Raw genomic sequence first — 4,708 nt, forward strand, 5'->3', positions numbered from 1 at the left:
GTGGAGGTGGACTCCTTCCGGGGGCTTCTCATCGAATACGTGCGCCACAAGGAAGCGCACGTGGTGGTCCGGGGCCTCCGGGCCATTTCCGATTTCGAGTACGAGTTCCAGATGGCGCACATGAACAAGAAGCTCTCCCCCGAGGTCGACACCGTCTTCATGATGACGGGGGAGCGCTATTCCTATATCAGCTCCCACATCGCCAAGGAGATCGCGCGATTCGGCGGGAAGATCGACGACCTGGTCCCCCCCTTGGTCCGGGACAGGATGCTCCGGAAGCTCGGGAAGAAGATTTGATCCAACATCTTTACCTCGCATCGCGGGGAAAGGAGCGTACCTTGAAGAAACTCGCACGCAGGGTGGGCAAGATCCAGCCGTCTCCGACACTGGCCATCACGAGCAAGGCCAAGGCGATGAAGGCCCAAGGGATCGACGTCGTCGGGTTCGGGGCCGGCGAGCCGGATTTCGACACGCCGGACCACATCAAGGCGGTGGCCAAAAAGGCTTTGGACGACGGCTACACGAAGTACACGCCGGTTCCCGGGACCCCGGAACTCAAGGACGCCGTGATCGCGAAATTCAAGCGTGACAACGGCCTCGAGTACAAGAGGGAGAACATCATCGTCTCCGTGGGGGCGAAGCACTCCATCTACAACGTCGCCCAGGCGTTTTTCGAGGAAGGGGACGAGATCGTCATCCCCGCTCCCTACTGGGTTTCCTATCCCGACATCGTCCTTCTGGCGGGCGCCACGCCGGTGATCGTCGACACGAAGGAGGAACACGGCTTCAAGCTGACTCCCGAAGAGCTCGACAGGGCGATCACGCCCAGGACGAAGTGCGTGATCCTGAACAGCCCCTCCAACCCCACGGGGGCGGCGTACACCGGGGAGGAGCTGAAACGGATCGCGGAGGTGATCGTCCGCCGGGACGTGACGGTCCTGTCCGACGACATCTACGAGAAGCTCGTGTACGACGGCTTCCGGTTCGCAAGCATCGCCTCCTTCGGGGAGGAGATCCGGAAACGGACGATCGTCGTCAACGGGTTGTCCAAGGCGTACTCGATGACGGGGTGGAGGATCGGGTACGTGGCGGCGGACAAGGAGCTGGTCGAGGCGATGAACAACATCCAGAGCCAGAGCACGAGCAACCCGGTCTCCTTCTGCGACAAGGCGGCGGTCGAGGCGCTCAACGGCCCGCAGGATTTCCTGAAAGGATGGGTGGCCGAATTCGACCGGAGGCGCCGCTATATCGTGGACCGGCTCAACAAGATCCCCGGAGTCTCCTGCCTTCTCCCCCAGGGGGCGTTCTACGTCTTTCCAAACTTCTCGAAGGTGTACGGGAAGAAGACCCCGTCGGGCAGGAAGATCGACAGCTCCTCCGATCTTGCCGCCTATTTGCTGGAGGATCACAAGGTGGCGTCCGTCCCGGGGGTGGCGTTCGGGGCCGACGCCTGCCAGCGGTTGTCGTACGCGACGTCGATGAAGAACATCGAGAAGGGAATCGACCGCATCGAGCAGGCCGTCAAAGACCTCCGCTAGCCGGGCAGCGCCTGCGATGTCGACGGGGCCCCTGGCTCGCGGGGGGCTTCCCCTCCGCTACGCTCGCGACCTTGCGCCCGCTCGCTGCGGTTCCGCTCGCGAGAACGGACCCCGCTTTGCGGGGATATTCCTCTCTCGCTCCACACGCCGCTCCGGGGAACCCCCCGCATCGCCTGAGGGTCCCCGGACGCTCAGCGAACGAGCCGTGCGGCAACTTCCCGGTGCGTTCCATGTGCCGGGGCGGATGCGGCGGAGCAGCCGAAGGATGGGGGGTCCAAGCGGAGCTTTCCGGGAGGAAGGTCAAGCGCAGACCTGCGGGTAAATCGCAGGTCGAGCGACGAAGCGAGCGACCCCCCTCCGAGGATGCATAAGCCGCTCATGACGCCCCCTATTGGGGCGCTGTCAAAGGCGCGGAAGGCGACGGCCGCTTACAGGGGACGCCTTCCGGTCCTCCGGAAGCGGAAATAGTCGGCGAGGATCTTCGCGTGGTCGAAGGCGAGGGGGGTGGGCAGGCTCCGCCGCCCGAAGAGCCGGGCCTCGGAGGCGTCGTCCCCCCCTTTCGGCGTTCCCTCCGCCGTGGCGACGTACACGGTCGAGATCGTGTGCCGGCGGGGGTCCCGGGCCGGATCGGAATAGACGCCGAGAAGGGCGGTGAGGGTCACCGAAAGACCCGTCTCCTCCCGCGCCTCCCGGATCGCCGCTTCTTCCGCCCTCTCCCCCCGGTCGATGAACCCCCCGGGGATGGCCCATCCGGCGGGGGGGTGTTTCCTCCGGATGAGGACGATCTTCTCGCCGACCTCGATGATGATGTCCACGGTGGGAAGGGGGCCACGGGCCAACATTTCCTCCTGTTGTGTTATAAAGTGTATATGAATTTCGCCTCGCCCGCCGCCATATTCGTGTCGTCCTTCATCATCGCCCTCTCGGGCGCCCTGATGCCGGGCCCGCTCCTCGCGGTGACCGTCCGGGACACGAGCCGGCAGGGGTTCGTGGCGGCTCCGCTTCTCGTCCTGGGGCACGGAATTCTCGAGGCCGGGCTTCTCGCGCTCATCCTGCTCGGGCTGGCGGAATGGGTGCGGGGGGATATGGCGACGTCGGTGATCGCCCTGGCGGGGGGGGCGATGCTTCTCTGGATGGCGGTGGGGATGATCCGTGAAGTCCGGACGCTTCGGCTCGATGTGAACGGAAGGGAGGCGGCTTCCCGGACCGGGGGGGGCGACGGCAGGCGCGCGAGTCTTTTCCGCCCGGTATTCTCCGGCATCGTGGCGTCGATTTCGAACCCCTACTGGACGATCTGGTGGGCCACGATCGGCCTGGGCTACCTTCTCATCTCGCAAAAGCTGGGGACCGCGGGAATCGCCCTGTTCTTCGCCGGGCACATCCTGGCCGATGCCGTCTGGTACCTGTTCATCGGCTTCGCCGTGTCCGCGGGGAGAAACCGCTTCACCGACCGCGTCTACCGCTGGATCGTGGGCTCCTGCGCCCTGTTCCTCTTCTTTTTCGCGATCTCGTTCGGGTATTTCGGAGTGACCAGGCTCTTCCGCATTTGGTGATCCGTATGCCGCGGCAAGGAGGCATGGGGGGATGAAGGCGGTCGTGATGGCCGGCGGGTTCGGGACGAGGCTTCGTCCCATCACGGAAAAGCTTCCCAAACCAATGGCCTACGTGGCCAACCGGCCGATGATGGAGCACGTGGTGCGGCTCTTGAAGCGCTCCGGGATCCTGGACCTCGAAGTTCTCCTGTACTTCTACCCCGACAAGATCACCTCCTATTTCGGGGACGGGTCCCCCTGGGGCGTCCGGATGAACTACATCGGGGCCGAATCCGATTACGGGACGGCGGGAGCCGTCAAGAACGCCGAGTCGCGGATCGATGGCACCTTCCTCGTCATCAGCGCCGACATCATCACCGATTTCGATCTCTCCCGGGCGATCGAATTCCACCGGGAGCGCAAGGCCGCCGCCACGATCGTGCTCACCCGGGTCACCAACCCTCTCCAATACGGGATCGTCATCACGGAGGAGGATGGACGGATCGTCCGGTTCCTCGAAAAACCGTCGTGGGGGGAGGTCTTTTCCGACACGGTGAATACGGGCATCTATATCCTGGAGCCGGAGGTGCTCTCCCTCATCCCCGAGGGAAAGAGCTTCGACTTCAGCAAGAACGTCTTCCCGCTGATGCTGTCGCGGGGGGACAGGCTCCTGGGGTACATCGCGGAAGGGTACTGGAAGGACGTGGGGAACCTGGACGAGTACCTGAACGTCCACCTGGACATCCTTTCCGGAAAAGTCGGGATCGAGTTCGACGGGAAGAAGGCGGGCAGCGGGAACGTGTGGATCGGCGAAAATTCCCGCGTCGACTTCACCTCCGACCTGCAAAACGTCGTGATCGGAAAGGACTGCGTCGTGGGGGCCGGCGTCTCCGCGGAAAACGTGGTTCTCGGGGACGGGTGCATCGTCGAGGACGGCGCGGTGCTCCAGTCCTCGGTCGTGTGGCCCCGCACGGCGATCCACAAGGGGGTGCGCCTTCTCGAGAACATCATCGGGTCGGACTGCGTGATCCGGGGGCGTGCCTTCCTCGCCGAGCGCGCGGTGATCAGCGATCATTGCATCATCGGGACCGAGGCGGTGGTCAAGGCGAATGTCAAGGTGTGGCCGCACAAGGAGGTCGAGGACGGCGCGGTCCTCTCCTCCTCGCTGGTGTGGGGGGAGAAATGGGCGCGGTCCCTGTTCAGCGCCTACGGCATCTACGGGCTCGCCAACCACGAGATCACCCCCGAGTTCGCCGCCAAGGTCGGCGCGGCGTTCGCTGCGACCTTCGGGAAAAAAGTCGTCCTGTCCACGAGCCGGGACTCCCACAAGACGTCGCGGATGATCAATCGGGCCATCATGACCGGGATGCTGTCGGTCGGGGTAAACGTCCACGACTACGGCGTCACGCCGCTGCCTGTCGTCCGGTACCTCTCGCGGAACCACCGGGAGGAAAAGGGAGGGGTGCACACGCGGAAAAGTCCCTTCGACCCCTCCTTCGTGGACCTGAAATTCTTCGACGACAACGGGCTGAATCTCCCTGTGAGCGTGGAACGGAGCATCGAGTTTCTCTTCTTCCGGGAGGACTTCGTCCGCGCGGACACCGAGGAGACGGGGGAGATCTCCTTCCCCGTGGGGGG

At 64.2% G+C, this 4,708-nt stretch carries 5 protein-coding genes; 4 read left to right on the forward strand and 1 reads right to left on the reverse strand.

Translation table 11 applies throughout. From position 1 onward, the window contains the following. Positions 1 to 297, forward strand: a 297-nt coding sequence (gene coaD / locus VJ307_06220) for a pantetheine-phosphate adenylyltransferase (protein HJX73735.1), incomplete at its 5' end; no start/stop codon positions are given. A gap of 41 nt (positions 298 to 338) precedes the next feature. Next, complete coding sequence (locus VJ307_06225) at positions 339 to 1,538, forward strand: pyridoxal phosphate-dependent aminotransferase (GenBank protein HJX73736.1); 1,200 nt, start codon at positions 339 to 341, stop codon at positions 1,536 to 1,538. Positions 1,539 to 1,966: 428 nt separating this feature from the next. Here VJ307_06225 and VJ307_06230 read toward each other — a convergent pair whose 3' ends face one another. After that, on the reverse strand, positions 1,967 to 2,380 hold the full coding sequence (locus VJ307_06230) for an NUDIX hydrolase (GenBank protein HJX73737.1): 414 nt from the start codon (positions 2,378 to 2,380) through the stop codon (positions 1,967 to 1,969). A 27-nt stretch (positions 2,381 to 2,407) separates the two neighbouring features. On the opposite strand from VJ307_06230, the gene VJ307_06235 reads away from it, so the two are divergent. Together VJ307_06235 and VJ307_06240 are read left to right on the forward strand one after the other, a co-directional pair. Next, complete coding sequence (locus VJ307_06235; GenBank protein ID HJX73738.1) at positions 2,408 to 3,091, forward strand: LysE family transporter; 684 nt, start codon at positions 2,408 to 2,410, stop codon at positions 3,089 to 3,091. A gap of 31 nt (positions 3,092 to 3,122) precedes the next feature. After that, positions 3,123 to 4,708: sugar phosphate nucleotidyltransferase (locus tag VJ307_06240; GenBank protein HJX73739.1), on the forward strand; the 1,586-nt coding region annotated here is incomplete at its 3' end.

The sequence above is a fragment of the Candidatus Deferrimicrobiaceae bacterium genome, from assembly GCA_035256765.1.
Classification (GTDB): Bacteria; Desulfobacterota; Deferrimicrobia; order Deferrimicrobiales; family Deferrimicrobiaceae; genus CSP1-8.